The 26492-nt window shown below is 41.4% G+C and carries 21 protein-coding genes and 1 tRNA gene; 11 read left to right on the top strand and 11 right to left on the bottom strand.

All coding sequences use genetic code 11. The features are described 5' to 3' along the window. The first annotated feature begins 76 nt into the window (after positions 1 to 76). Together AYJ58_RS15320 and nadE are read left to right on the top strand one after the other, a co-directional pair. Positions 77 to 1381, top strand: a complete 1305-nt coding sequence (locus tag AYJ58_RS15320; RefSeq protein ID WP_028759658.1) for an inosine/guanosine kinase — start codon at positions 77 to 79, stop codon at positions 1379 to 1381. A gap of 201 nt (positions 1382 to 1582) precedes the next feature. After that, positions 1583 to 2413, top strand: coding sequence for an ammonia-dependent NAD(+) synthetase (gene nadE / locus AYJ58_RS15315; protein ID WP_106650795.1), 831 nt, complete (start codon positions 1583 to 1585; stop codon positions 2411 to 2413). 248 nt (positions 2414 to 2661) lie between these two features. On the opposite strand, the gene AYJ58_RS15310 is transcribed toward nadE, so the two are convergent. Then, a complete protein-coding gene (locus AYJ58_RS15310) occupies positions 2662 to 3144 on the bottom strand; it encodes a DUF6942 family protein (RefSeq protein ID WP_106650794.1) in 483 nt (160 codons plus the stop codon). Positions 3145 to 3327: 183 nt separating this feature from the next. On the opposite strand from AYJ58_RS15310, the gene AYJ58_RS15305 reads away from it, so the two are divergent. Further along, complete coding sequence (locus AYJ58_RS15305) at positions 3328 to 4803, top strand: alpha/beta hydrolase (protein ID WP_106651839.1); 1476 nt, start codon at positions 3328 to 3330, stop codon at positions 4801 to 4803. Positions 4804 to 4901: 98 nt separating this feature from the next. Here the strand turns inward: AYJ58_RS15305 and AYJ58_RS15300 are convergent, their stop codons facing one another. Beyond that, complete coding sequence (locus tag AYJ58_RS15300) at positions 4902 to 7082, bottom strand: diguanylate cyclase (RefSeq protein WP_106650793.1); 2181 nt, start codon at positions 7080 to 7082, stop codon at positions 4902 to 4904. 496 nt (positions 7083 to 7578) lie between these two features. On the opposite strand from AYJ58_RS15300, the gene AYJ58_RS15295 reads away from it, so the two are divergent. Next, positions 7579 to 7655: transfer RNA gene (locus tag AYJ58_RS15295), tRNA-Pro, on the top strand. A gap of 163 nt (positions 7656 to 7818) precedes the next feature. Here the strand turns inward: AYJ58_RS15295 and AYJ58_RS22040 are convergent. Next, a complete protein-coding gene (locus AYJ58_RS22040; RefSeq protein ID WP_232790819.1) occupies positions 7819 to 8823 on the bottom strand; it encodes a recombinase in 1005 nt (334 codons plus the stop codon). 15 nt (positions 8824 to 8838) lie between these two features. Here AYJ58_RS22040 and AYJ58_RS15285 point away from each other — a divergent pair, with 15 nt between their 5' ends. The 4 genes from AYJ58_RS15285 to AYJ58_RS15270 are packed head-to-tail and all read left to right on the top strand — an operon-like array spanning position 8839 to position 10957. Next, positions 8839 to 9063 carry a hypothetical protein gene (locus AYJ58_RS15285; RefSeq protein ID WP_106650792.1) on the top strand — a complete coding sequence of 75 codons (225 nt, stop codon included), beginning with the start codon at positions 8839 to 8841 and terminating at the stop codon, positions 9061 to 9063. After that, positions 9064 to 10332: a tyrosine-type recombinase/integrase gene (locus AYJ58_RS15280; RefSeq protein WP_106650791.1), complete on the top strand. Its 1269-nt coding sequence runs from the start codon at positions 9064 to 9066 to the stop codon at positions 10330 to 10332. A gap of 60 nt (positions 10333 to 10392) precedes the next feature. After that, positions 10393 to 10608: a helix-turn-helix transcriptional regulator gene (locus AYJ58_RS15275; protein ID WP_106650790.1), complete on the top strand. Its 216-nt coding sequence runs from the start codon at positions 10393 to 10395 to the stop codon at positions 10606 to 10608. Next, positions 10598 to 10957 carry a hypothetical protein gene (locus AYJ58_RS15270; protein WP_106650789.1) on the top strand — a complete coding sequence of 120 codons (360 nt, stop codon included), beginning with the start codon at positions 10598 to 10600 and terminating at the stop codon, positions 10955 to 10957. The genes AYJ58_RS15275 and AYJ58_RS15270 overlap by 11 nt, the downstream gene beginning before the upstream one ends. A gap of 296 nt (positions 10958 to 11253) precedes the next feature. Here AYJ58_RS15270 and AYJ58_RS15265 read toward each other — a convergent pair whose 3' ends face one another. From AYJ58_RS15265 to AYJ58_RS15230, 8 genes are all read right to left on the bottom strand, one after another. Beyond that, the gene (locus AYJ58_RS15265) at positions 11254 to 11823 is read right to left on the bottom strand and encodes a TetR/AcrR family transcriptional regulator (RefSeq protein WP_106650788.1); all 570 of its coding nucleotides are present in this window, start codon (positions 11821 to 11823) and stop codon (positions 11254 to 11256) included. Between the two features lie 97 nt (positions 11824 to 11920). Next, positions 11921 to 12574, bottom strand: coding sequence for a MarC family NAAT transporter (locus AYJ58_RS15260; RefSeq protein WP_051714268.1), 654 nt, complete (start codon positions 12572 to 12574; stop codon positions 11921 to 11923). A 45-nt stretch (positions 12575 to 12619) separates the two neighbouring features. Beyond that, positions 12620 to 15655, bottom strand: a complete 3036-nt coding sequence (locus AYJ58_RS15255) for an efflux RND transporter permease subunit (RefSeq protein WP_106650787.1) — start codon at positions 15653 to 15655, stop codon at positions 12620 to 12622. Next, entirely contained in the window at positions 15652 to 16734 is a 1083-nt protein-coding gene (locus tag AYJ58_RS15250) for an efflux RND transporter periplasmic adaptor subunit (protein WP_106650786.1), read from the bottom strand. Before AYJ58_RS15250 ends, AYJ58_RS15255 begins: the two co-directional genes overlap by 4 nt. Before the next feature lie 155 nt (positions 16735 to 16889). Next, complete coding sequence (locus AYJ58_RS15245; protein WP_106650785.1) at positions 16890 to 17225, bottom strand: hypothetical protein; 336 nt, start codon at positions 17223 to 17225, stop codon at positions 16890 to 16892. Between the two features lie 20 nt (positions 17226 to 17245). Further along, complete coding sequence (locus AYJ58_RS15240) at positions 17246 to 17974, bottom strand: MipA/OmpV family protein (RefSeq protein ID WP_157825781.1); 729 nt, start codon at positions 17972 to 17974, stop codon at positions 17246 to 17248. A gap of 655 nt (positions 17975 to 18629) precedes the next feature. Next, positions 18630 to 19892, bottom strand: coding sequence for a type II toxin-antitoxin system HipA family toxin (locus tag AYJ58_RS15235; protein ID WP_106650783.1), 1263 nt, complete (start codon positions 19890 to 19892; stop codon positions 18630 to 18632). Further along, the gene (locus tag AYJ58_RS15230; RefSeq protein WP_106650782.1) at positions 19889 to 20236 is read right to left on the bottom strand and encodes a helix-turn-helix domain-containing protein; all 348 of its coding nucleotides are present in this window, start codon (positions 20234 to 20236) and stop codon (positions 19889 to 19891) included. Before AYJ58_RS15230 ends, AYJ58_RS15235 begins: the two co-directional genes overlap by 4 nt. Before the next feature lie 1072 nt (positions 20237 to 21308). On the opposite strand from AYJ58_RS15230, the gene AYJ58_RS15225 reads away from it, so the two are divergent. The 3 genes from AYJ58_RS15225 to AYJ58_RS15215 are packed head-to-tail and all read left to right on the top strand — an operon-like array spanning position 21309 to position 26456. After that, positions 21309 to 22529, top strand: a complete 1221-nt coding sequence (locus tag AYJ58_RS15225; RefSeq protein WP_106650781.1) for an EAL and HDOD domain-containing protein — start codon at positions 21309 to 21311, stop codon at positions 22527 to 22529. A gap of 35 nt (positions 22530 to 22564) precedes the next feature. After that, positions 22565 to 25216, top strand: a complete 2652-nt coding sequence (locus AYJ58_RS15220; RefSeq protein WP_106650780.1) for a hybrid sensor histidine kinase/response regulator — start codon at positions 22565 to 22567, stop codon at positions 25214 to 25216. Then, positions 25209 to 26456 carry a response regulator gene (locus tag AYJ58_RS15215; RefSeq protein WP_157825780.1) on the top strand — a complete coding sequence of 416 codons (1248 nt, stop codon included), beginning with the start codon at positions 25209 to 25211 and terminating at the stop codon, positions 26454 to 26456. The genes AYJ58_RS15220 and AYJ58_RS15215 overlap by 8 nt, the downstream gene beginning before the upstream one ends. Positions 26457 to 26492 lie beyond the last annotated feature (36 nt).

Below are 26492 nucleotides of genomic sequence, written 5' to 3'. Positions count from 1 at the left end.
TATTTTTAGGATGCTGCTTGGCTTGACCGCCTCGGCAGACGCCAATTAGCATGGATGCCAGGAAAAGAGAGCCACTATGAAGTTTCCCGGTCAGCGTAAATCTAAACATTATTTTCCGGTTAAAACCCGAGATCCGCTGCTTGAACAGCTGACTCAACAGCCTCAGCCGTTTGCGACCTATATCAGCGGTATTGATCAAACCTTAGTGGATATCGAAGCGAAAGTGGAAGACGAATTGCTGAGCCGTTATGGCTTGCCCAAAGGCAATTCTACCCTGATCAATGATGAACAGGCCCACAGACTCTACACTGAGTTAAAAATTCATGGTTTGATTAGCGATGAATTTGCTGGTGGCACTATTGGTAACACAGTGCACAACTATTCTATTCTGGCCGATGACCGTTCAGTGCTGTTTGGAGTAATGAGTCAAAATATCGAAGTGGGCAGTTACGCCTACCGCTATTTATGTAATACCTCTTCTAAAGTCGACCTTAACTTTCTACAACCTGTAGATGGTCCTATCGGTCGCTGTTTTACCCTGATTTCTGAGTGCGGCGAGCGAACATTTGCGATCAGCAAAGGCGCTATGGATAAACTCACACCTGAATTTATCGATAAAGACGTGGTGCAGGGCAGTTCAGCCTTAGTGTTGACCGCGTATTTGATGCGCGCCAGTGATGGCGACCGTATTACCGATGCGGCCATGTGCGCTATCGAATATGCAAAAGCCGCCGAAGTTCCCGTGGTATTAACCTTAGGCACGCGTTTCTTGATTGAAGAAGATCCACAATGGTGGCAAAACTTCATCAAAGAACATGTCACCATTTTGGCGATGAATGAAGACGAAGGTGAAGCTTTAACGGGTTCACGGGATCCTCTGCTTGCCAGTGAAAAAGCTTTAGAATGGTGCGACATGGTATTAACCACAGCGGGTCCAATCGGGCTTTATACTGCGGGTTATACCGAGGACTCAGAAAAACGCGAAACGACTCACACACTGTTGCCGGGTGCTATCCCTGAATTTAATCGTTATGAATTTTCTCGTCCAAAGCTTAAAAGTGACTGTGAAACACCAATCAAAGTGTTTGCCCACATTTCACCTTACATGGGCGGCCCAGAAAAAATAGGTAACACTAATGGCGCTGGCGATGGCGCATTATCGGCGTTATTGCACGATCTGGCGGCCAATACTTTCCACAAGACTAACGTGCCAGGCTCAAGTAAACATAAGCGCGATGGCCTGTGTTATTCTTCGTTCTCTCAAGTGTGTAAGTATGCTAACCGCGTCGCCTATGAAGTCTTAGCTCAGCATAGCCCGCGTTTATCCCGCGGTTTACCTGAGCGCGAAGACAGCTTAGAAGAATCCTACTGGGAAAGATAAGTCGGTAGCTGTATTGGTATTAAGCTGACTGATTTACGCTAGGGCAATAACGGCAAACCGTTGTTGCCCTTATTTTTATAGCGTTTATCAATAATCAATTAACTAAGCATTAATTTTAACTACAGGCAGTTGCGAATAAATGTTAACGTTAGTTGGGTTCAGGTAGTCCAAATACAGCGATAATTTAAGGTGGAATTTTCGGTGAAAGCGCAAATCTTAAGAGAAATGAAGGTACTCACGGCCATAGAGCCAGAGTTCGAAGTGCAACGTCGTGTCGCGTTTATTAAAACCAAACTAAAAGAAGCGCGTAGCAAGGCATTGGTATTAGGGATCAGCGGTGGGGTGGATTCTTCTACCGCTGGGCGTTTGTGTCAGTTAGCGGTGGACAGTTTAAACCAAGAAAATAGCCAAGGCGGTTACCAGTTTATCGCTGTGCGATTACCCTATCAGATCCAAAAAGATGAGCATGAGGCGCAATTAGCCTGTCAGTTTATTCAGCCCTCTAAGTTGGTCACTGTGAATGTGCATCAAGGCGTTGATGGTGTGCATAGCGCTACCGTTGCCGCGTTAGTCGAAGCTGGATTGCCTTTGCCCGATGTGGCGAAGGTTGATTTTGTGAAGGGTAACGTTAAAGCCCGTATGCGGATGATAGCGCAATACGAACTCGCCGGACTCGTGGGCGGGCTTGTGGTGGGGACAGATCACAGTGCCGAAAATATCACAGGTTTTTACACTAAATGGGGCGATGGTGCCTGCGATTTAGCGCCATTATTTGGTCTTAACAAACGCCAAGTTCGCCAACTCGCCGCGTATCTTGGCGCGCCAGAATCGTTAGTCTATAAAGCGCCGACCGCGGATTTAGAAGACAATAAACCGTTACTCGAAGATGAAGTCGCACTTGGGCTAACCTATGCGCAAATCGATGATTTCCTTGAGGGTAAAGATGTCGGCAAGGCAGTTGAAGACAAATTGATTGGTATTTATAAGGTAACGCAGCATAAACGTCAGCCTATTCCAACCATTTACGACTAACGCTGAATAGTCCTCGAATATGCACTCGTTTGAACTCAGTTCGCGAGTGCTTTTTTATGTCTTTTTTACCTAGTTGCTGAGCTAGTGGCAGCCTTTACAGCTGTTGGCGTCGCTGTAACGAGGAGACTGGCTGCGATTATTCATTGAAGCTGGCTATCCTGCAGGGGCATCTCACTGGGGGATGTTGCCGAGACCTGTGACAGTGGCATCTGGTCGCAACATTTAGCCACGGCATCTTGTTGTAGGGATTATGGCACGACTAAATGTTGCCGTGTCAGGGCGATCAGCTGGTTTGGGTACTGGCGATAATCCAAATAGGGCGTGAGCAAAAAATGCTGCCCTTGGGAAGATGGAAGCGTCATCGCGGTTATGGATTTATTTTGGGCGGTTAAATGCTGTGCATGGATTTCGTTTGCAGAGATGGTGAACCCTAAACACTTTGCAGCCACTTGCCCCGCGACAAGATGGATCTTCGCGTTTGCCATCAATTCAGTGGCGCCTATGCAGAGCAGTTCATTTTGCTTGAGTAACACTTGGTCACGATAGCTGCGCCAATCTTCTCCAACCGCGCTGATTTTTGCCATAATAGTGAAGATCTTACGCCAATGATTGCCATTTAGAGTAATGAGTGACCCGACTGCGTCTGGTTGAGTGTAATGCCAGCCGTCAGGTATCAGCGGCGCGGTAGGAAGATAGTAGGCGAACCTAGCGTGTGGATTACCGATAATCATCAAGTGTATAAATTTCGTTGGAATAAGACACTTTCGATCCTAACCCAATTAGGGCTTATGCAGTTAATAAAATGGCGCGGCTTATGGCGGAGGATGTTATCACGGTAAAAAATTTGAAGGATGTTTTTATCTAACCGTATAATTGGTTTGCTCATTTTATCTTATTTTTTGCTAGGAATCGCCATGAAGGCCATTATCATAGGTTCGACAAAACACCTATTCTTAGCCGCAGCGTATGCGAGTATTGGTATTGCGGTGGCGTTGCTCGCGACAGGGATTTACTTTCTTAATGCGCGACCTGAATTGTCGTTATGGCATACGGTCGAGCTAGATAATGAGTTCCATTACAATACTAAACTCGCTAGTTTTAATGAGTACTTAGCGCTAGAAGAGCGCTTATTCGCCGAAGTTGAGCGCAAAGTCGTCCAAAAAATTCCTGCCAATGAATTTTCTCCCGTGAACCGCTATGTCAAAAATAGTTTATCCGATCCTGCCCATTGGCCCCAAAATTGGAATCGCAGTTATGAATGGCCCAAAGCCGATGCCGAGTTTGGGATATTGCTGCTCCACGGCATGTCAGACTCGCCCTATGCCTTATCCAATGTGGCAGCGCATTTTAAAGGTAAAGCCCATGTACTGGGCTTAAGATTGCCAGGGCATGGCACCATTCCGAGTGGCTTAACAGAGGTGTATTGGCAAGATCTTGTCGCCGCGGTAAATCTAGCGACGGCGCATATGCGGCAAACACTGGAGAGTAAACCGCTATTTGTTGTGGGTTTTTCGACTGGTGCCGCCATAGCACTAAACCATGAGTTAGAGCGTATCAGTCAAGATAAAACCCCAGATTATGCTGGGATGATTTTTATCTCGCCTGCGATAGGGTTAACGCCATCGGCGGCGGCCGCACGCTGGCAGAGTTGGATTGGCCGATTGCTGGAGCTGGATAAGCTGCAATGGAACAGCATTCAAGTGGAGTACGATCCCTTTAAATACACCTCTTTTGCGGTCAATGCGGGGGATGTGGTGTATCAGTTAGCTCTACGCAATCAAGGTTTATTGGCTGGATTAACTTTGCCGCAAAGGGTGCAAGTTCCATCGATACTTACTTTTCAGTCGGTCGTGGATGCAACCGTTTCAACTTCGGCGGTGGTGAATAATCTGTATCAAACGTTACCAGAAAAAGGCCATGAGCTCGTGCTGTTCGATATGAACCGACTCGATGTAAATACCAAAATGGTGTCCAATGATCCGTTAGCAGGCTTGCTGTCGAGCATCAATAGCCCTGCGCAGCATTATCGTGGCACTGTGGTGGAAAATATCAGTAATGAAACCACGCAAGTTCAAGCGCGCAGCTTTGGTTTAGATGCGCTAGGTAACGTGGTCACAGAAGGTAAGGAAGTGCGTGCATTAGATTTGTATTGGCCCGCTGGCGTGTATTCCTTGTCCCATGTTGCGCTCCCCTTTGGTGTGGATGATGGCCTCTATGGCGCTGTTATTCAGCCTGATTTACATCGGATACAAATTGGTGCCTCAGCTTCGCGGGGGGAGCGCGGTTTATATAGCGTGTCGGCATCGGAAATGTTGCGCCAGAAATGGAATCCCTTTTTCCCATATCTACTCGAGCGCATGGATGAGTATCGACTCGCGCATATGCACTAGGATTTTGTGCTTGATTAACCGCTCAGCGAATCTGGCCTAAACCTTCTTTACCTTTGAACGACTGCCTCTTCAACAGCTTTCTCCTAAACAAGCGCCAGTTAAACAATCAGGCTGCAAACAACCCGATCACGCCCCTGTTCCTTTGCAAGATACAAGTTATTGTCGGCTTGCTTAAGCCAGTGCTCTAAAGAGTCGCTATAGGTGGCATTGGCAATCACAGCGCCAATACTCGCCGTGACATTGAAGCTCCGATTATCCTGCGGATTGATTATCACAGTATCAGCGAGTTGCTGTTTAAATTCATTAAGATGTGCTTCGACTTTCAGGGCATTACACATAGGCAAAATCAGTAGAAACTCTTCGCCGCCGTAGCGCGAGATTAAATCAATATCCCGTTTGAAGAGTGACGTTAAGAGTTTAGCAACCACTTTTAAACACTCGTCGCCGCCCAAATGACCATAAGTATCATTGATTTGTTTGAAGTGGTCCAAGTCCATTATGGCAAGTGTCATGGCATCTTGACCCCGTTCGCACATCTGTTGGATGAGCGGGAATTGGTGTTCGGTATAGCGGCGATTATAGAGATTCGTCAGCGGATCGCGCTCGGCTAAATCCTTTAATTTCACATTAGCGGCCTCTAAATCTTGGGTGCGCTGCTGTACTTTTTGTTCAAGTTCTTGTTGGTGTTCGAGTAAGGCTTGTTGGTTTGAGGCTAAACTTTCATACAAGCTATAGATCTCTTTAGGGGTACTTTTATCGAGTAGATCATGTTCAAACTTCTCGTCACTGACTTTTTCTTGCTTAGCGGGACCGAAATGCTGCGCTAAAAGCGACAGAGGTTCGGTCAGTAACTTACTGATGGCTTTAGTAATAAAAAAGGCGCCGACTAAAGAGCAAAACAGCAAAATTACCGTGTTGACATATTGGCGTTCAGCCAGTTTTAAAAGCGGCACAAAAGGTTCTAAAACATAGAGTTGCCAACCATTATTTAGCTTCTGCTGGGCATAGATGTACTCAGGGGTATTTGAGTCTAGATTATGCAGGTTCATCAGTTGAAGCCGGGCGCGATATATCTCGCTGCCTTTGCTGAATGACAAGGGAGCGAACGGTGCGAGTCCTAATCCTTCGGAGGCATAAATCAGGTTATTGTTCTCATCGGTCAGTAAAATAGATTGCTGCTCATGGTGCAGGTTTTGTTTATCTATGCTGGAAAAATAGCGTAAATCTAAGCTGCCTTCGACTATCCCTCTGGCTTGATTGGGAGCATTTGGACTAAAAATGGGGGCACTGATGGCAACGATCACGTCATTACCAAAACCTCTACCTATAAATGCGGGTGATACAAAGGTTTTATGGTTATAAAACGCTTGGATAAAGTATTCCCTATCCATCACAGAAGGGATTTCTGCTAGGCGATCTAAGTTCACAATATTGGCCATTGGACTGGCAGCGAGCAAATTGCCTTGTTCATTAGCAATCAACATAGTTTTAAAGCCTTGATTGCTATCATGTATGCTCGATAGCAATGCCTGCCACTCATTGATGCCAGCGTTCGACAGACTCAAAAACTTGGCCGTGCTAGCGATGACTTGCGTGTTGTAAGCGAGGTAGTTGTCGGTTGCATGGCTCAAATGAGTTGCGGTATCGTCCAGATTGCGATTAATCATCACTTGTTGTTTATCAATAAAAAAGTGATTAAAAGCTAAGGATGAGACCAATAAGCTCACAGTAATAATTAAGGTAAACAAATAACTGAGCTGCGAGCTAAAAGTACGGCGATTAAGATTGGTCAGCTTGCCTTTAAAATGCCATAGGCTTGGAATAGCAACCACACAGAGTTCACCAATTGCAGCGTAAATCATGCCATTAACGGCTTGTTTTATCGCGGTAAAAGGAATGTGGCTGGCGGGCATTTTAGCAATGACTGCCACATAAATGGCTAACAGCGGGATCCCCAATAACACCCAATAACTCACACTGGCATAGAGTATTTGAATATCTCGGCGCCTTGCAAAACCAAGCCATAATGCTTCGAGTAAAAACAGTAAATACACGTGGGGGCTCGACCACACGATCATGAGCCCCGTTGCGGTAAATAGGGCGGTGATCAACGCATACCAAGGCCCTAAGAGTATTGCCACTATCACCACGGCCACGTTGCCGAGAATCAATTGCACATTAGCGAATAGAGGGATGGGAAAAAGATTCAGAACTAAGCCGAATACCCCAAAAATAATAGCCAGTCTGAGATGGGTGGTTTGGAAGGCGGGTAGATGCAAAGAAAAGTCCCTTTAGAAAATGGCTTGTGTTAACTGTCTGTGATTATGGCACAAATAAACCCAACGCCTCTATCCCAGTCATTCAATTACCTCCCCAAACAAAGCTATAACTTAAATAGATTGTTGAAGCTGATGATAGAAATGGATTGTCGAAACGGATTGTCGAAACAAATAGTGTCACTAGATGATTTCGCTGAAGATAGGTCAATTCTCGTCAGTCGCAGGCTGACGAATGCTATAACCAATGGATGGGGCCATTTCAGAACCGTTATCGATGAAAATTGTGTCATTCAGAACATAAACTAAGCAGTTGTTCAAAGAGATCTCATGAAGCCCTTGCGCAGTTGCAAGGCAATTGCTACAGTTCTGGCTCGCTTAAGATAAACCCCATAAACAGTATCTTAGGTGATAAGTGATTTAAAAAATTAGCTTGAAATAGTCAGTACGTTCTAACTGATTAAATCAAAGCTGATAACGTCGATCACTTAAACAATTTCGGTATGTAGCGCAGCCCGGTAGCGCACTGTCATGGGGTGTCAGGGGTCGGAGGTTCGAATCCTCTCATACCGACCAAATTCTAAATAAAAAAGCCTGTAAACTTAATAGTTTGCAGGCTTTTTTATTTTAATCCGATTTTAATATTCATTTTTAAGCGGTCAAACTATGGTCTAACTCAGGTCAAACAGGCTTTGAATAACCGAGGCCATTCAGGCCCGTTTGCCTTAGTTTTTCTAGGCTAATTTGCCATGTTAATCTCTGCATGTGGCACCTCAGTCCATTCCAAATGATCACGAACATAGACCTTGGTAGACTTCGAATCGGTATGCGCCATGCGGCCTTGAGGATCAATCCCCATATCCGAAAACAATCTTGCAGATAGGGCGCGGATTTCATGAAAAGTCGGCCGCTGATTAACTTCAAGGTGACTAAATAATCCAATGTCATCCCTTACCGCAGAAAATGCTCTGCTAAGGTAGTTTGGATCAAGCTGATAACGGTGGTTAGTTTCAGCGCTTTGCCTAGTATTTCGCTCAGGAACCCGATGAACAACATACGGGCATAAAATCCCATCGCGGCTTCTATCTATAATCCCTTTAATCTCCTGACCAATAGGGATAGCGACATGGCTAGCTTCCTTTTCCTCAACTTTTTGCCTATGGATAAACAGCGTTCCATAGATCCCATCAACCGGAGTCTCAAACCAAATACAGCCGCATTGCCCATCCTTAGGTTTTTTAATGCTGTACTTTATTCGAGAGATTTCTAACCTTGCCTGTGATGCTTGAAGCGCTAACTCCATTGCTGTTTGTAACCAAAGTGGCGCCGCAGCGTGGATAAGTTTGAAAGCATCCAAACTTAAGCGTTGGCGCTCTTTGCCTTTGGTTTTTCGCTTTTTCATCTTTTTGGCGGCAGGGTTATCAACCATCAGGGATTGATCAATGGCGTAATTAATCAACTTTTCAATGAAACCCAGCTTGCGATTATGCACATTCGCACTCGCGTTAGGATGGTACTGGTTAAGAAATCCATTAATATGCTCAAGGCCAATATCCTGGCTTGGTATAGCCTTGAAGTACTCCTTCACTCTCGACGCATCGTTTAGCATAGTGCTAGCGAATTGCTTACTGGGTGACTCCTCTTTGAAAATGATCTCCATCAAACGGTCAACATGATCAGCAAAAGGAAGTTGCTGCTCAGATTCAATACCGCCCGAAGCCTTTATCAGGTCATCTACAATCAACCCAGAACTTAAACGATGGCAACTAAACCACTGACACAGCGCGAACGCTTGATGCGCATCATCACAGGCAAACGGTTTTGGACCCTGTTTGAAATCCAGCAAGAGAGCTTTAACCGCTTTGGAGTTCACGACAGCGAAACGGCCTTAAGTGCGCGGTTTCGGGATATGCCGATTAACCAGCGGGTAAAACGCATACGCTCGGGTACCCATCACACCTTTGAATATCGGTTGGAGGGCTAGATGGCGCAGGTGATGACAGCAACAGGCGTAGAGCAAGGCAAGTTAAACGATGCAGTATTGCGCCGTTGGTTGCGGGCAGGGATAACACGGGACTTTCGGGACACGCAGTTTCCGGCGGTGCGGTTACGGGCCTCGACCGATAGACGCCAAGCCTCAGTGTATTTAGTGATGAACGAAGCGGGCAAAACCGTGTGGCAAAAACAGGGCGTGTGGCCAGTGATGTGCTTGAAGACCTTTTTAGCCGAGTTACCCAGTTTGCTCGCCAAACGCAGCATGGGCCAAGTGGTCATCAGCAACGAGTTTGCCACTGTGGCGCAATTACTGGCGTGGTTTGTCACCCATGTGGAGTGCAATCGCACTTTAAGCAACAGCTGGCGCAGTAACTGTAAATCGTTAGTGAGTAAACATCTCAGCGGCTGCTTTGGTGAGTTACCACTCAATGAGCTGAACTTTATCGCAGTGGACAGTTATTTAATCAAACCCATGTTGGCGCAGGGCTACTCGGCCAATTACATCAAAGCCGCGGTGAAAGTGTTAAAGCGGGCGCTATCGGTCGCGGCCGATTTACGGGTATTAGACACCAATAGCTTGGCGGGGTATCGGGTGCAAATGAGTTTGAAGATGCCGCCTTTGGTGGGCACGCAATTAAGCGAATCGGACGTGGGCCCGTTATTCAGCGCCCTACGAAATGCAGCAAGACCGGTGGCCATGTTGTTCGTGTTGATGCTGATGTTCGGTACCCGCATAGGCGAAACCCGTTTAGCACGTTGGGACCACTTTGCCGGCGATTATTGGTTTATTCCCGCCGAGAATGCCAAGAACCGCCAAGAGCATCGCTTACCTATGACGCCGACGGCCAAGAAGCTGATAACCCATTACGCCCAGTGGCAATACACCCATGTGGGCAAGCGGGCATTTTTGTTCCCAGGCAAAGTGGGGCCGGTGAGCATTCGCACTGCGCAGTATTGGAGTGAAACGATTCGGTTTAAGGCGTTTACCTCCCACGCACTGCGCAAACTGTGCCGCACGATTATTGCCGATATGGGCGTCGATACTATGGTCGGTGAACGGATATTGAATCACACCTTGCCATTGCTGCTGCGCACGTACGTCAACAGCACCTTAGATAAGGGCATGTTGATGGCGTTGGATGCCTACCACGCGCACTTAATCACGCTGGGGTTTGATGATGTGGCGCCCGAGATTATGCGCCAATCGACCACTGAGACGAGCGAGCCAGACGAGCCAATGTTAGTGGGGTGGTTATGACGATATCAATAACAATATCAATTAGCACAACTGGTTTATGGACTTCACGCAGGAGGATTTATGGCTAATCGCGCCGCGGATGTATTGAAAGTAGGGCGCCGTTTACGGGGCATGACCCAAGACGAAATGGCTGAGATTTACGGCATTAGCCGCAACACTTACCAACGTTGGGAAAATGGCCGTACTACTGCGCCCTATGACGATGTGACATCGATATGCCTTGATGTGTTTAAGCTTTCGATTGAGAAGATAAATGAGGTGGCCAATGGGCTTTAGCGATGAACCCGAGCAGATGATGAACATTAAGGCGTTGCGGTTAGGGCTTTATCGCTGGGGCCGCTATTGGGTGTACCAAGAACTGGGCAAGGGGTTTTCAAACCGCAGCGCCTGCGACCGCTTAGGCGAAGCGCTGGGCGGCGGCAACTTAAAGCACGAGTTAAACGTGCCTGCCCACGTCGCCCATTTTGACCACCTCGTTGAGCAGTTATCCCTTAACTGCAAACGCGCCATTCGCGCCCATTACCTGTGCAAAGAGCAGTGGGCCTTAATGGGATTTGACAGCAAAAAGTCTTATATCTTCTGGCTAAGAAAAGCCGAAATGGCACTGCTAGATAGGATGAATTAAAAGGAACGCCCTCTTACGAGGGCTGGCGGGTTAGAGGTTGTCCACCAAGACTGCTAACCCGTTGATAGGATTTTATCAAAGGTTCGGATAGATACCTATGCGAAATAATTAGCTATTCAAATACAAACACATTTGCCTCATTTCAATCTAGCAATGTAATTCACAAGTAACTTCAGTGCCGAAAGATTGACCAAATTTTAGTAATGCAACAGAGTGACTAGAGTTACTGTGGCGATTCAGTAGCATTTTTGCATTGAATTCGGGCATGAATAATCTAAAATTAACCCATGAAAAATTCAGTTTTTATAACAAATTGTTTGCCAACTCATTCTGCAAATTTCATCTAGTTTAATTGGATCATACGGCATAGCTTCACGACGTATATAACGTGATAATGCTGATGCCGACTCTAAAGAAAGAGCTATAAGATAGTTTATTTCAATATTTAAAATTTCACCCTTTTCAATAGCCTTCATGTAAATTTTATAAAGAGGTGAAAATAATGATATTTCATATTGGTTAACACTATCATTTGATATTTTTGGTAATCGTAAGTATTGGTCAAAGCTAATTTTCTCATTACTTCTCACTTTTCCATATTTCACAATATTGAACCAAACAATACGGTAATTTTCCCATGAAGAGTGATTGTCATTAATACCATTAAGTAGTTCAGTTGCTAAATTTGCAATAACAGCCTTTCTTAGCTCCATCATAAGATCATCTTTACCACTAAAATAGAGATAAATGCCTCCTGCGGATATGTTTGCTTCCTTAGCGACTTGCAGCATAGAAAGTCCATCAAATCCTTTTTGGGCAATGACTTTTTCAGCAGCTGCCAGAATTTGCTCTTTCTTAGATAACATAAATACAGCCTTTTAAGTTAAGCATGTGAAGGAGATAAAGAGCTAACTATATCTCCTAAGTACATAGGATAAAAGTCGTCAAATGAGCGATACAACATTAGTTAGCATTGCATAGGACTCGAAATGCTGGATCTGTGAGCAAATCCTTTACACCATTGATCATAAATTGCATCCCCATACTGACAAGCAGAAATCCCATTATTCTGGTTAATGCATCGATACCTGTTTTACCCATGAATTTACAAATTGGCTGTGCCATTCTGAGGACCAACCAACTGGTGATACTGATAAGTACAAATGCCGTAACCATTCCGCCATAAATAGGAATACGATTAATATCTTCTGGTATATCAGAAATTTCTGCTGCACCGCTGATGACTAATGCCATTGTTCCTGGGCCACACATACTGGGCATCGTGAGAGGTACAAAGGCTATGCTTGCATCATCTTCAGTGTTGTTGGTTGTTGTTTGGTTTGGAAATAACATTCTAAAACCAATAAAGCCAATGATAAGACCTCCACCCAATCTTAACCCTGGAATTGAGATCCCAAAAATATCGAGGATGGATGAACCGATAAAAAAGGTCACGCAGAGCGTTAAAAATAACCAAATAGCTGCCAGATTGACCTGTTGATTAATGTAGGCTTGGCTTCGTCCTTGTGTTAATCCGAGCAATAACGTTGCTGTTGTTGGTGGGTTAACCATGGGAAGCAAGGCTGTGAAAGCGAGTAATGTGACTTGAAAAAACATCAGGTTCTCCTATATGGGAGGGGAGCCCGAAGGCTCCCGTTTGAATTACCTTTGGATTCTAAATAACACGGCATAGAGCAACGGGATCACAATCAGTGTTAATACTGTTGCGAACAATAACCCGAACATGATAGTGACTGCCATGCTTTTGAAGAAGGGATCTAAGAGTAAGGGAGCTACGCCCATAATCGTGGTTGCAGCGCCTAATACTACCGGTTTAGCTCGGCTCAGGGCAGCACCGACCACGGCATCAAAGGCTATCGTACCTTCTCGAATATTATTATCGGCTTGATCAACCAACACAATAGCATTTTTGACCATCATGCCTATCAAGCTTAAAAAGCCCAAGATTGCCATAAATTCAAAGGGGGTTTGAAATATGATTAACCCTACGACAACACCAATCACAGCCAGTGGTACTGTCATCCAAATAACCATAGGTTGTTTGAATGCATTAAACATAAAAATGACCGCTAAGATCATTGCTGCAAATCCATAAGGCGCAGAAATGGCGATCCCTTCATTCGCATCATTTGAGGCTTTATATTCGCCATACCAAGTCAACTGATAACCATCAGGTAACGCGATTTGCTCAATTTTATGTCTTATACTATTGAAAGCATCACTAGTTAAAACGCTTGGTGCAGGATCTGCTTGTGCAAGAATAGTCGGCATACGGTTGATTTTACGAATTAACGAGTCTTCCCATTCAAGTCCTACATCAGAAACGAATTGACTAATAGGGACGTAAGCCTGACTTTGATTACTGTATACACTAACATTTTCAATGACCCTATCATGTCTCCGCTCATTTTCTGGGGCTCTTACCACAACCGGAATAAGCTCGTCGTTCTGGCGGAACTGTGCGATTTGCCGTCCATTTAATGATTGAGCGATAGCTTGATTTAATTCCCTTGCGGTCAAGCCTTGTTGTTGCATGATTTCTGATAGGTAATTGGGTTTGATAACAGGGATTTGTTGGCGCCAATCGTCCTGAACGGCTATCAGATTATTATCAGAGTTCATGAGTGCTTTGGCTTCTTCAGCGAGTGCTCTGAGTACTTTAGGATCAGGCCCTGAAAATCCCGCCTCTATTTTCTTACCGCCACCGCGGCCAAGCATAAACTTCCACACTTTAATCGATGCATTGGGAAACTGTTGCGACAATTCGGTTTGTAACTCGTCAACTAATTTGTTGATGTTTTTGTAATCATCAACATCTATCAACAATTGACCATAGGCTGAATTTCTTGGCTCTGGGGCATAACTTAACATAAACCTTAAGCCACCACTGCCAATGAAAGACGTTACATCGGTAATGTGTTCCTTCTGTTTAACGAACTGACTCATGTTGACCATCATATTGCTGGTCTTACTGATATCAGTGCCTTGAGGTAAAAATGCATCAACAACAAATTGAGCTCTTTGTGATTCCGGCATGAAGCCAGGAGGTATGCGCCCCATATTTGCAACGGCGAGTACTAACAACCCAAGTAATACCGCGCCAGAGATTAACCGATTGCGTAAAACTAAAATAAGAATTTTGTGATAGAAAGCTAAGATGCGGCTTTCTTTAGCTGCCGTTTTATTGTTATCAACACTTAAAAATTGATAGCACAAAAGAGGGGTAATAGTGATAGCAAACAACCAGCTTAACAACATCGAGTAGCAAATAACCCAGAATAGGGAACCTGCATATTCGCCCATATCACTTGGGGACAAACCGATTGCACTAAAAGCAAGTATACCCACCACAGTGCCACCGAGCAGTGGCCAAATGGTTGAATCTACGACCTCATTTATTGCAGTGACTTTGTCTTGTCCCTGCTGTAGACGCACTAATACACCATCAGTTACCACAATGGCATTATCGACTAACATACCAAGCGCAATAATTAAGGCACCAAGTGATATCCGTTGCATGGCGATATCATCAATCAACATGATAATTAATGTACCTGCGACGGTTAACAATAAAACAAAACCAATAATGATGCCTGATCTCACTCCCATAAAGACTAATAACACTACAAATACAATTACGACAGCTGCGATTAGATTATCGATAAAGTTAGCAACAGATGCTCGAACTGAATCGGATTGTATCGAGATCTCATTGAGTTCCATGCCGTAGGGGCGTTGTGATTCAAGTTCGGCTAAACGCTGTTTAACAGCATCGCCCATTTCAACCACATTTCCACCAGAAACATTAGAAATGCCCAAGCCGATAGCATGTTGACCGTTGTATGTCATTAAAACACTGGCTGGCTCTTTATATCCTTGATAGATATGTGCAATCTGATTGAGTTGTAATAAGTTGCCATTTGTATTGATACCAATTTTTAGCTTTTTTAAGTCATCGATAGTCAATACCGTATTATTAGGGAGCACAGGAATACGCATACCATCGAGTTCAATGTCCCCTGCTAAAGTTACTAATGTCTGGTTTTTCAGTGTTTGGTATACCTGCTCAAGGCTCATACCATACTGTTGCAAACGTTCTGAAGAGAGCTCAATAAAAATTTGTTCTGATTTTGTGCCTAAAGTCGCAGTCTTTGCGACACCTTTTACTAATGCCAGTTCCTTCTGTAAAAACTTAATATAGTCATTGAGCTGCTTATCGGTATAACCTTGACCGGTTATAGCGTAAAAGAGGGCATAGACATCTGCAAAATCATCATTTACAAATGAAGGACCTGCCCCGCTGGGGAGGTTTCTTTGCGCATCCGATACTTTACGCCGCAGTTTATCCCAAACTTGGTCTAGCTCAGCTTTGGTTTTCGAAAAATCGAGTTTGATTTCAACCGTTACCTCTGAACTCCCTTGTTTAGAAATGGATTTAACTTCTTTGAGTTCTTGTAAAGACTGCACAGCGGTCTCAATCACTTCAGTAACTTCATCTGCAACTTCAACGGCTGAGGCGCCTGGATAGGGAGTAATAATGACAGCTTGACGAATAATAAATTCAGGGTCTTCGAATCTTCCTAACCCCTTGTAGCTGATAAAACCTCCAATTAATAACAGAAATATCATAACCCAAAGGCTATTCTTTTTCTTTATTGAATAGGCTGCAATGTTCATTTGCTTACTCCATCAGCGTTAAGTGATCTTACAAGATCACCATCTTTTAACGCATTTACGCCAGCAATAATGATTCTATCTTTGGGTTTTAAACCTTTGTTAATGACAATTCTGTTCCCGAGTAATGTACCTGTTTCAACATATTGTTTTGAGACTTTATTGTTGCCATTAACAATCCATACAAATTCCTTTCCCATATTATCTGGAATAATAGCGCTGATTGGTATAGAAACATTAATCGCAGCCGTATCATTGGTCTGTGGGGTTACAGTAATTGACATACCGGGCAATACATTTTGCTTCTTTAAATCTGAAAAGGCTAAAACAACAGTGTAAGTTTGTGTTGACCTCTCTGCATCTAACGTAAAATATCGATAATAGAGTGGGAACTTTACATTACTAATACCTTCAACTTCACCTACAGCATTTATATTTCGACTGCCTTCTGCAAAAAGCTTAGAAGGAACATCTATTACTGCCTCCAAGCTATTTAAATTTTGCAATACAAATAACGGTTGATTAGGTTGAATGACAGAGAATTCATTTACTAGTTTTTTTGTAATCACACCAGAAAAGGGAGCCGTGATTTTTGTATAATCTAGTGTCTCTTGGGCAGAGGTGAATTTATTCTTGGCCAAGTCACGTTCAGTTTTTAGTTTTTCTAAATCACTTTTTGATATCGCTTGGGTCGAATTAAAAATCGTTAGCCCACGTTTGTAATCAGACTCTGCTTTGTCGTACTGGGCTTTTGCGGAGTTTAACGCAATTTTTTGTTCCGTATTATCAAGTTCAGCTAAAAGCTGACCTTGGCTGACAGATGAACCTTCTTGTAAGTAAATTTTGATGATTTTGCCTGATGTTTTAAAGGATAGCTCAGCTCTTTGTGCTGCTCGGACTGTACCTGTAAAACTGAGGCCAGAAATATCCGAAGCCGTAATTTCTTCAATCATCGCAGGACGTGAAAACGACATATCTACAGCAACAGTTTCAGCAGGTTGCTCACAGCCACTGAATGCGACTGACAATGCTATGATAAGTAATGTTTTAACTTGAATCTTTTTAGTCGTAAATTTTTGCATAATTTATCCTAATGACTTTTAAATTAATTGGTTACATCATATTCTCTGCATGATGAATATTCAATTATCTTGTTGCAATTTTGTTAAGTTAAATTTTGAGTGAAATTAACCGAAAAGCACCTATGAAGGTGCTTTGACTGTGCTGCTCTTAGACATTATCGCTGCTTGAAGCGTTTCCATTCACTAAGATTTAACAAAGAGCGACATTCGTTTTTGTCTAATTTTTTTCCGAAATACTGTCCTTTACGATTAGCATTATCTCTGCCGAGTCCGTAACTAAATTTTTCTGCACCCAACATATCCTTAAACTCTTCAGCCGCACGCAAACGAGCCCATTTGTACCGATCAGTATCATCAAATTTATCTTCGCAGTACTTCATTGCCCCTGAAAACGCACCAAGTTTATATTCTTTGGAATTATCATCAGCTTTAGTCATCCACGAGGTGAATGTAATTAGCATTGTTAATAATGTAATTATGACTGTTTTCATAACTTGACCTTTATGTGATTTCAAAATTGATATGTAAGCGATAACATCGCCATAGTGACGCTGTCATTTTCTGCAATTGGGGAGTTACTTATGTCTTTATCTAAAACAATGTGCCTTAAAAAGGCTGTTGCATTTAACGATTCTGATATTTTATATGAAAGAATTATGTTTAAGGTCAAATCAGTAGTGTTACCAACATTATAGTTATCAGTGCCATAATAGTAGTTGGCAACGTCAGCACTTTTAAATGTAGTGCCAACTGACGGAATAAAACTTAAGTCATTTTTTAGACGTATAGGATAACTATAATTTATTTTAAATATGCTACCTTCGCTATGACCTGAAATATCATATAGTGCTGATGTATTGAAAATCCCTATTGGAGAGTGATAAGTCAGTTTTGCTCCTGAATATATTGATATTTTTCTATCTTCAAGCATTCTGATGGCTAAATCTTTGGAATCAGAAGCCTTTAAAAAATCCTCACCCAACGCTGTGGCAAAAGAGAGTTTTAGGCGTTCAATTTCATAAATATCATATTCAAGATTAAAGATGCTTGCCCTTAATCTCTCGCCATTGTAGTTAACCAATGGTAGGCCATAGTTCTTATTATCAACGCCAATGTAAGGCGATGATAGATTGAGAACCCCTACACCTAAAGACCAAGGTGAATCGTTAGCTGAAGCTTCAATAATGAGCCCCATTGAAAATACGGAAAGAAATAAAGTTTTAACGTATGGACAACGCATGTTATACCTCATAAACAACTGCACCAAAATGGTGCATAAATGAATATTGATTCATAATGAGGTGAAGTGTAGATTTTTGATCGTTTTTTGTCAATGTGGTCAAATTACAAACAGCTTAAAACCGATATGTTGTTGCGTCATTTTACTGCTGGTAATTTCAGATTTTTTGGGGAGATAACCTAAGTAGCTCAAGCGATTCAGACTGCTTAAGCTGCTATCAATGCAGCCTTTATGAACATTCAAAAATTCGTCGTTTGAGATTTCTGAACAAAGTTGGATGATTATCTAAGTGGTTAAGGATTTTGATGAGTTTCGAGATTTCTGTGTTTAAGAGGGAGTTATAAAAGCTAAGTTGGTTTGCTCGTTAACGAGTTCTAATACTCATCTTAAATAACCTGCCTTACAAATATTAGTCCGAAACTAATGGATTAGATTAGAAGATCTAACAAGCTTCTGTCCCAAAATGAGCCAGTAGAATCACTCTATAGCAGACTGATTCACGCCAACCGCTAAAACCCGCTCTAATGCAACGTTTGCGGCCATTCTTGGGCGTATTTTCCCTTAAGATGAGTTAAATCTCTAGATAACTGATTCAAACCGATACCCAGATGTTGTAACCGAAATCAATATTGCTATCAGGCCCTGATATCATTAGCTAGCAGAGGATTTTAAAGTCGTTATGTAGTTTGGCCCAGTGAGCTTTTAATATCGTTTTATGCACTTCATGCATGGGGAGTTCAGCAAGTGCCTTTGGCCAAAGAGTACGGGCTTGTTGCATGGCATCCAGTAAATGAACCTTTATCGCGGGCCATGGTAGGCCTGTTCTCGTTGCCCATGCTTGGAAGGTGGTGATATCGATGGCGTACCATAGCTTTTGTTTATTCATGTTGAGGGCTATGGCGGTTTCGCCTTCTACGTAGGGTAAGGTGCTCACAATATCGTAAGCGGGCGAGAGTATCGCATTTTGGGTATCTGGGTAGATAACACTCCAATTTTTTAAGTGGGCATCACCGTTGGCGAGCAAGATATTGGCCAGCAACCGCCTTGCCATTTGCTGCACGTCTTTTAATCCATTGTAGCTGCTCATATATAGAGCTTTAGCTATGGCTTCGTAGTTGTATTTACCGTATTTATCATGGGCGTAAACTTCGAATATTTGGGCAAAGTCCTCTGCATGAATGCGGCCCGTATCACTGCGGTCAAAGCGCTTAATTGCATAAGCCGTGGGCTCATCTGGTAGTTTGATGTTGGGTAGGTTATCCAATGCGTTAAGCGAGATGAGCTCAATTTCAGGGATATTCACTCCGATTATTTGTGCCAACTTCATTGCAGTGTATTCATTTTGTGGGACGTTGCGATGTACTGTTGAAGGCGTCTTGATAATCCAACTATCTTGGCCTTCTTGATTGGCATTTATGTTGAATCGTCCATCGTTTCTGCTTGTCGAGAATTTCATTTGAACACCGGCAAGTGAGAACTTATTACTGGTGTGGGTGATATCGATTACGATGGCCTCTGTTCTTTCCCGTGGCGATAGTGCCCAAGCTGGAATATCTTCTTTTGCTATGGCTGATGCGATTAAGCCGCCGGGAAGATTGTTTCCTGCCCATGCCAATATGGGAAATTCGTTGTTCTCATGTACTTTTAGCGCGGCTGACATCCAATGCCGCAATGCGCCCTCGGGGAGCAAGTTGGACAGCACCGATGATAATCTTTGTGTTCTGACTTGTATTTTATCGATGTAATGGGGGTCTAGCAGCTGGGTGAGCGTTAATGTTGGTCGAAGTGCTTTTGGCATCGCGATATATTCAGGGTCAAATTTCAGAATGTTTTTACCACCAGAATAATGGGTGAGTATCGCAATCCGTTGATGATTTAAATAAAGCGCGAGGGCCTCTACTGATTCAGCAGGTTTCATAGATTTTCTTCTTTATCATCAACTGAATGTAAGACCTTATCCCAAGATGTGCCCGTCTTTGCCGTTAAGTGGTTAGGCGAATGACGGTCAATTTCTGGTTCTGAAGTTGCTTGGTTAATGAGGGCTTTTACTGCACTTACGTGCTGTTTAGGAACGATCATCATTTCAAGATTTAATCCTTCCAAGACTCTCAGTAATGTCGATATGCGAGTATCACTGCCACTTTCTATTCGTTGGTATTGTTGCTGTGACATACCTATGTTCAACAGCATGTCTTTCTGACTAAGTGCTAGTTGTTCTCGGTAGTGCTTGAGTTCTGTGGCTAATTCGCTGAGATGCTTCATGGCGTTGGCTCGGTTATCTTTTACTCATAAACATCATATTAGTTGTTATTCGTCATTAATTACAACTAATACGATGTTATTATGTATAAATACAATCAATTTGTTGTTTACCCTTATAAATACAACATATTCGTTGTATGTGTGCCATTGATGTCGTATTGGATTTTGTCATAGGTGAGGCGGTTGTCGCGGGCTACGTTATGGCCGAGCTGGGGGGATTAGGCCGGCTTGATTGTGTGAGAGACATTAAAGAGTCGTTATTGAACATCGGCAATGTTATTAATTTGCTAGTTTTAGGCGGTGATATTTATAGTGGGTCAATTTAGCCTGCTTACACTTCGATGCGGCCTAGATAATTCCTAGATCCCCTCAAAAAGTTGGGAGTACTCAAACCCATGCAGCAGTGGGGCACAGTCGAGTTATTGCATCAACCCTACAGGAGGATGCAATGACGTGTGTTTGTTGGTCTTGTGTTAATTTTTTCAGGTTAAAAAACGTAAGGGGAATTGCGAGATTTTGCTGATTTACGTGGACTGCAGATCTCAATCGTAAGATCTCTACTCGACATCACGCAACTCAATTTTGGACTAAGAACATTGTGCCTTGATGAGATTTGACAGCAAAAAGTCCTACATCTTCTGGTTAAGAAAAGCCGAAATAGCACTGCTGGTTAGATGAATTAGGGGATATTTAGTGGCGGCTTGAGGAGCGAAAGAGCAAGGGAAGGGGATTGAATGTCGAGGCCGCAGATGCGGCCTTTTTGTTGGGAGATGTTTATTTGTGAATTTAAAAACTATTGCGTCAAGTTTCTAGTTGGTAATTTAATTTGTATATGAATAACAAATGGCTACTACTAAATAGGTATTTTGTCATTAATTTGACAGTATTTTATTTTGGCGGTCACCCAACCTAAAGTTATTAAGTTTAATCCGTTAGTTATAGGTGCTTAAGTTAAATTCAGCGTTCGATGCATTACTTTGTTGAAAGTTCTAGTTCCGAGGTCTAGACTAGGAACTAATGGACTGGTTCACTAAAGATTAAAACTTGAGTGACAAAATTGAAGAGGTGACCTATGCGCTTTTATATGGCTAGACAACCTGTATTAAATAGACAGAAACATGTTGTTGCTTATGAACTACTCTTTAGGAATAGTCGGAACAATAGTTTTCCACAAGGTATAGCTGATAACGCCGCTACAGCAAAATTGCTCGTCAATAGTTATTTAAATATGGATTTAGATGATTTGACGGAGGGGAAACCTGCATTAATTAATTTCCCAACTCACTTTTTGAGTGATTATTTGCTATATATGTTGCCACATAAAAATATTGTGGTTGAAGTGTTGGAAACTGTGGAGCCTAGTGACGAGAATTTCATTGTAATTAAGCAACTATTTAATTTTGGTTATTATCTTGCTTTGGATGATTTCGTTTACTCAGCAGCATGGGACCGTTTTCTTCCATTTTTCAAGCTTATTAAAGTAGATATTGTTTCTACACCGCTAGATAGTATTGCTCAATTAATCCCAATATTTAGGAAGTATAATTTAAAGTTATTAGCTGAGAAGGTCGAGACACTTGCTGAATATAAACAAGCTAAATTGTTAGGATTTGATTACTTTCAAGGCTATTATTTTTTCAAACCTGAATTGATTGAAGGCTGTGAAATTGGTGCTTCTCAACATTTTATATTGTCAATCTATCATGAGGTTTTCAAGCCTGACTTTAGTTACAAAAAACTTGAGAGGTATTTTTCTCAAGATTTAGATTTAACTTATAAGCTACTTAGGTTTGTCAATTCAAGTCAATTTGAACATGTGACAGAATTTACCTCAATAAAGCAGACGATGATTTTCTTAGGAGAAAATAGACTTCGTAAGTTTGTTAGTCTTATTATTCTGGCTGAACTTAACCCAAACAAGCCAATTGTATTGATTCATAATACTATGATGAGAGCTCGGTTATGTGAGGAATTAATATCATTAATGGGATTTTCTTTTTTAAGCGAGTCTGCATTTCTAACTGGCTTATTGTCAACACTTGATGCCATTCTGGATAAGCCAATGGATAAAGCAATAGGTCCTTTACCATTAGATCAAAAAATCAAGAGTGCACTACTTAATAATCATGGGTATTTAGCTCATTGTTTACAGATGGCGGTAGCATATATGGAAGGGGATTGGGTTACCGTTGATTACTTCATAGAGGTTTATAAAATTGATCAAGACCTATTTATTGTAAAGTGTGACCATGTATATGGTTGGTTGAATCAGTATCAACGTTCAGTTCAATAGCGCTGATTGATAGTGAGAGATAAGGATATTTTATAATGAACGTGATTGACTTGAATTTGTTTGACTCTAGTGCTTTTTTGCTTTCTGCCGAGGGCGAGTGGCTAGAGGAGAATAACCTTTTTTTGGCAAATCCATTTTTAGTGAATGCTAGAGAATCTATTGCTTGTCACTTTAAAATAAATAATACCCCCCCCCTTGTTAATGAAAGTCTAGAGTTCAGTGATAAAATAATTAATTTTAAAGTCATAAAAATGATTGATGCATGCTTTGTTGTACTCTGTAATGTAGAAAATGGCCTGTTAATGTTAGATAAGCTTAAAAAACGTCAATTTGATCGCTTAGGCTTTGATGAGCTTTCAACACGTCAAACTGCAGTTGGTGTTATGAGTGTCAGTAACGAGGCTGTAATTGATCATGTTTTTTGTGAGTTTGGCTGTTTCTTTCCATACCTACACCTTCGAGAATATCTTAGTAAATCATTTTTTGATCTAATAAGAGATATTTTTAATAGCGAGTTTACTAGACGGGATAGCAGTAGAGTTTTAAGTTGGTTTAAATACAAGTTTTTAATGAGTAAGGAATTACTTTTAGTTTTTAAAACTAAGTCCGGTATGTATATCGAGTATCGAGACATTTTACTTGAGGATGGAACAAGACTGGGATTGCTTACCGACCTTACAAGTAAATATAAGAAGCAACATATTTTGGAAGAAAAATGCTCTGAATTGATTCAGTTTAATTGTGCTCAAAATGATTTTATTGCAACACTTGGACATGAGATACGTACTCCATTAAATGCAGTATTAGGTTTGATTGAACTTAGTTTAGGCCGTGTAAATGAACAAGATAGAAAGTTACTGTTAGTTGCATTTAGCACGGCAAAACAAGTTTTGTTACTTATTAATAGCATGTTGGACTTTAGGAAAGGTAATGAAATTAATTTAATTATTAAAAGTGATTCTGTAGATGTTAGAGCTCTAGGAGAGTCTATTATTGATGTGTTTAGTCTTCAAGCAAGCAAGAAAAATATTAATTTAGATTTTTATATGCCATTAGGGTTTAGCTCAAAAGTTATCTGTGATGAGGTGAGGCTTAATCAAGTTATTTATAATTTGATTTCTAACGCAATTAAATTCTCGAATAAGATTGAACCATCAATATTGCTTGATGTTGAAATTATCGATCAATCTTTTGAAAATGTGAAGATGAAGTTTTCTGTTATTGACAATGGAATTGGATTGACGCAAGAAGAACAATTAAGAATATTCGGGAAGTATGAGCAGGTGTTATCAGGTTCACATCGTCTGCATGGTGGTGTTGGTTTAGGGTTATATATTAGTCAGAGCATTTGCCATTCAATGGGAAGTGAGCTTGAGGTAGTTAGTCGAATTGGCGATGGAAGTGTTTTTTACTTTATTGTTGAATTTGATGTTGATGATAGTTCAATTGCGCTCGATGAAGCTATATTTCATCGTTCAAATATGAGGCATCCAATTACTTCATATACTAATAGTCCATGTTTTCATGAGGCTGTATCAAGATATTCAAACGATCTAAATTTCGAGTTGTTATTTTTGCCAAGTCATGAGTTGGTGAGTTTTGATACGGATAATTCAATACTTTTTGTTGACCTAAATCAACGTGATATTATTTCAAGGAATGAATTCATAATGAGTTTGTTCTCAAAGAAGGAAAGAGTTGCAGAGTTAAGTAACGTGTCGCTTTCTCGATCCCACTCTGATTACGATGTCATATCATACCCTCCACTTAAAATTAATCAGGTTATAGATTTTGTTAACGATAAAAACAAATCTAACATCACCGTTCTTGATAATACGATGGATTATAGTAGTGTAAGTGTGTTAGTTATTGATGATAGCCAAGACAATTTGTTTGTGATTGAGAAGCAATTATTATCAGTTGGGGTAGTGGTGACATGTGTGCAAGATCCTATGCAGGCCATTGAACTTTTTAAAACTAGTAAGTTTAATGTAATTATTTCTGATGTTGTAATGCCAACTATTTATGGCCCAGACCTTATTGCAGTTATTAGAGATATTGAGAACTATCGACAACTTGCTCCTTCGATTATTGTAATGTTGACGGCAGAACATGGGGATGAATGTAGGGATGAGTGTGTGCAGGCCGGAGCTAATAGTGTACTTGTTAAGCCGCTCGCTTTGGTTGAGCTAGTCCAGTTTTTAGATGATGTTAAAATGACCTTAAAAAATCACTCAAGTTTAGATATCAAAACTGTTAATAATGATGATGTTTCGTTGGTCAGTGACTTTTTCTGTTTAGATGACACAGTAGAGGAAATTGCTGATGTTTTACAGATAGTCGATTTTTCTGCGATATATAAGTTCGTTGGCCAAGATGTTACTGATGATGAGTTAGAATTTTTTCTTGAGCAATATTACAGTAATTTGCTGGTGAAGCGCGAAGCTCTGAGAACTGCAATTATGGATAATGATATTCGTTCTATTACTGCAATAAGCCATACTCTTAAGAGTAATTCTCTTTATGTTGGGGCTAAAAAATTAAATTTATCTTGTCAAGAGTTGGAACGTGTGTCTCGTAATAGTAATGTCGAATACAAGCAACTATTAGAGTTTTGGCAAGAAGTTGATGATGATTTATTCGCATTATCGGAATTTTTTATGCGTAGGAGTGATGTCCGTGGATAGGGTTAATTTTGAACATATCGTCCTCTTTACAAATGATCAAGATAATGACCGTTTATTGATCACTGTTCTTATACGTCACTTTTCTCGTATTCACGTGATTAAATCAAATACTGAACTTATTGAGCAGATCAAGCAGTCAACACCAAAAGTTATTCTTGTGGCAGCAGAAACATTGCAAGAGACTTTACTCATTTATTACGAAGCGATTGAAGAATTGCAAGCAGTAGATATTTGTGAGCATGCGGTTGTTAGTCTAATTCCAAAACACCAAGAAAAAGAAGCATATGAGGCTTATCGTAGCGGAGTGATTAATGATTATCTGATTGCAAGACCTATGTATGAAATTCATCGTGCAATTATTATATGTACTCATTTATTACGAGAGATTGGTCTGAGAGGTAAGAATAAAAGAGTTGAAGATTTTATAAATATTCAGGAAAATTACTCTTCGCATATTAAAGAAATTGTGCTTAAAGGTGTTCAACGTAAAATTGATTTAGAGCAGAGCTTTGAGTCAAACATAGCTGATATTGAGGCGTCGTTGGATAGGGCTGAGATGCACCTTGCAAGTAATAAGACTGCAGAGCTTGATTTAGCGTCATTGAAAAAAATATTATCGTTTATTCGTTCTAACGAGATTAGACCTGCTTTGTTGAAGTTGCAGAGTAAGGCGCTTCACTTACTTGAACTTGTTGTTACTGATGTTTCTAATGTGGCTATTGTTGCTGAAGCTCCTCTACCTGATGAGCTTTTAGAGGTTGAAAGTAAGACCGTGGAGAGTGTGGATACCACTAAGTATTCGTATAATAAATTATACACAGATTCAAAAAACGCTAATGTACCGATTGAGATCCCCGTGGTGCCAAAGATGTTAATTGTTGAAGATGATCATATTAGTTTGAACCTGACCATTATGCTTTTGAGAGCTTTTGCGATTGAACTCGATACCTCTTTGTCCGGTCGAATGGCCTTGGACTTACTGTCAAAGAAAAAATATGATGTGATTTTAATGGACATAAATCTTCCAGATACTAATGGCTTTTATCTTATAGACCACATTAATAAATCAAATGGCATTAATGCCAGCACGCCGATTGTTATGTTAACGGGTAATAAAAATAAGTCATCGGTACAGCAAGCCGTTTCTGTTGGTGCAAAAGGTTATATTATCAAACCACTTTACAAAGATTCGATTGTAAAACTATTTAGGAAATATGATATACCACTACATTTAAGATGATGTTATAAGATTTATTCATGAAAATAATGGAAGTTC

The organism is Shewanella sp. Pdp11 (assembly GCF_002838165.1).
GTDB lineage: Bacteria > Pseudomonadota > Gammaproteobacteria > Enterobacterales > Shewanellaceae > Shewanella > Shewanella hafniensis.
Note: the sequence above shows the minus strand (reverse complement) of the source record. Positions and strands in the feature narration are given on the sequence as shown.